Origin of the sequence: Actinoplanes sp. NPDC051633 (assembly GCF_040681735.1) — a bacterium.
In the GTDB taxonomy this organism is placed as follows: Bacteria; Actinomycetota; Actinomycetes; order Mycobacteriales; family Micromonosporaceae; genus Actinoplanes.
In genome coordinates this window covers 1-2,401 of the sequence record NZ_JBFAZH010001167.1, presented here as the reverse complement: position 1 = coordinate 2,401, position 2,401 = coordinate 1, and the positions used below count along the sequence as shown (strand labels likewise).

Here is a 2,401-nt window from a genome sequence, read left to right as displayed (position 1 = left end):
GGTGCGCAACCGGCGGATCGTGGTGTAGCTCTCGGCGGTGTCCGGTGCGGCGGTCAGCACCACGTCGACGCGGACGAGATCGGCGGTGCGCTCCGCCACCCGGGCCTGCGCCACACCGGGCGTCGCCGTCGCCTTCGCCAGCACCCGGTCGGCCGCCGCGGGCGGGGCGAGCACGGTCGCCGGGTCGGCCGCGCCGGCCGGGAAGTAGCGGCTGAGCGTCTTCAGTCCGTCGACCGACTCGGCCGGCACCCGGAACTGCTCGGTCTGCGACAGGCCCAGCCGGGTGCCGACCAGGCCGCTGGACAGCACCCCGAGGATCAGCACCGAGATCACGGTCACCAGCCCCGGGCGGCGGGCCACACCCCGGCCGACCCGGGCCCACACGCCGCGTGTCAGCGCGGGGTCCGTGTCCCCGGCGCGCGGAACGAACGGCCAGAACAGCCCGCGGCCGCACACCACCAGCGCGGCCGGCAGGACGAGCAGCGCGAACAACGCGGCGACCCCGATGCCCAGCGCGGCGGTCGCGCCCAGCGCGGCGGTGTCACCGAGGCGGGCGAGCAGCAGCGTCAGCAGGCTGAGCACCACCGTGCCGGCACTCGCGACGATCGCCGGGCCGGCTCCGCGGGTGGCCACCCGCATCGCCTCCCGCCGGTCGGCGTGCCGGCGCAGCTCCTCCCGGTACCGCGAGATCAGCAGCAGGGCGTAGTCGGTCCCGGCGCCGAAGACCAGCACCGTGACGATGCCGACCGTGGAGTCGCCGACGGCGAGATCGGTGTGCCTGGACACCAGGGCGATCAGCCCGGTGCTGACCCGGTCGGCGAGCCCGACGACGGCCAGCGGCACCAGCCACAGCAGCGGGCTGCGATAGGTGATCAGCAGCAGCAGCGCGACCACGATCACGGTGGCCACGAGCAGGGTGGTGTTCGCGCCGGTGAAGCTGTCCGCGATGTCCGCCGTGAAGCCCGCCCCGCCGGTCACCTGCGCGGTCGCGCCCGGCGGCAACCCGGCGGTGGCCCGGGCCCGGAGCGCCTCCACCTCCTCGATCAGCCGATCGGCGGGCAACGCGCCCGGCAGCGGCACCGAGACCAGCGCCGCGTCCCGGTTCTCCGACACCACGGGCGTGCCCAGCGACCGTGCCCGATCCAGCTCCGCGTCGGTCAGTGGCTCGCCGCCGTGACTGAACACCACCAGGGCCGGGTTCGTCCGCCCGGACGGAAGCGTCCTCTCCAGGGCCGCCACCCGCGCCGACTGGGTCGCCTCCGGCAGGACCGCCGTGGGGTCGTTGGAGATGCGCACGGCGGGCGCGAACACCAGCACGAGGACGCCCAGGACGACGGCGAAAGCGGCGCGAGCCCACATGTCTGCCTCCATGACAAAGAATCTCGATGGTCGAGAGTCTCCATCATGGCGACGCGATCTGCAACACTGAGCGCGTGTACCGGAAGCGAGAGACGGAGCGCGACCGGCTCCGCGAGCGGATCGTCGAGTTGCTCCGTGCCTACAGCGTCGAGGCACAGCACGTCGGGCACGCCTTCGCCGCACGCCACGGCCTGCATCCCACCGACCTGCAGGCGTTGATCGCGGTGATGCACGCCGAGGGCGCCGGCGACCCGCTCACCCCCGGCCGGCTCGGCGAGGCGCTCGGCCTCTCCTCCGGCGCCACCACCGCCGCCATCGACCGCCTGGAACGGGCGGGCCACCTGCGCCGCACCAGGGAGAGCGCCGACCGGCGGGTGATCCACCTGCGCTACGGCGAACCCGGCAAGGCCCTGGCGCTGGAGTTCTTCGGTCCGCTGGGTGCCCGCACCGACCGGGTCATGGCCCAGTTCAGCGACGCGGACCTGGGCACCGTCGAACGCTTCCTGAGCGGGATGTACGACTCGATCGCCGCGCACCACCAGGCCGTCCGCGACCGGCCGGCGGGCTGACCGGCGGGCGCGATCAGCCGGGGCTGTCCGATCGGCTGACCGATCGGCTGACCGGAGTGTCGAGCACCCGCCCGGCGCCGACCACGCGGGCCGGACCGGTGAGCCGGACCGTGCCGCGGCACGGCAGGTCGTCGTCGGCCGCCGACGTGCCGACCAGCACATCGATGTCGCCGGGCTCGACGATGCGGGTCAGGTCGAGGCCGGTGAACGACGCCCGGTCGGCGTGCACGCGGAACGAGACGTCGCAGGACGAGCCCGGGTCGAGATCCACGCGGGCGAAGCCGATCAGCTGCCGCACCGGGCGGGTCACCTCGGCGACCACGTCCCGCAGATACAGCTGCACCACCTCGGTGCCGGCGCGCCTACCCGTGTTGGTCACCCGCACCGTGGCGGTGAACTCGCCGTCCGTGGGCATCTCCTTCTCGCTGAGCCGCAGATCCATGACGTCGAACGAGGTGTACGACAGCCCGAAG

The 2,401-nt window shown here is 73.9% G+C and carries 3 protein-coding genes; 1 reads left to right on the top strand and 2 read right to left on the bottom strand.

All coding sequences use genetic code 11. The features are described from left to right. A partial coding sequence (locus tag AB0M20_RS38500) for an MMPL family transporter (RefSeq protein ID WP_364305862.1) occupies nucleotides 1–1,359 on the bottom strand: 1,359 nt, incomplete at its 3' end. 74 nt (nucleotides 1,360–1,433) lie between these two features. Between AB0M20_RS38500 and AB0M20_RS38495 the strand changes: the two genes are divergently transcribed. After that, on the top strand, nucleotides 1,434–1,928 hold the full coding sequence (locus AB0M20_RS38495; RefSeq protein WP_364305860.1) for a MarR family transcriptional regulator: 495 nt from the start codon (nucleotides 1,434–1,436) through the stop codon (nucleotides 1,926–1,928). Nucleotides 1,929–1,941: 13 nt separating this feature from the next. On the opposite strand, the gene AB0M20_RS38490 is transcribed toward AB0M20_RS38495, so the two are convergent. Then, the coding region (locus AB0M20_RS38490) for a fibronectin type III-like domain-contianing protein (RefSeq protein WP_364305858.1) at nucleotides 1,942–2,401 on the bottom strand (460 nt) is incomplete at its 5' end.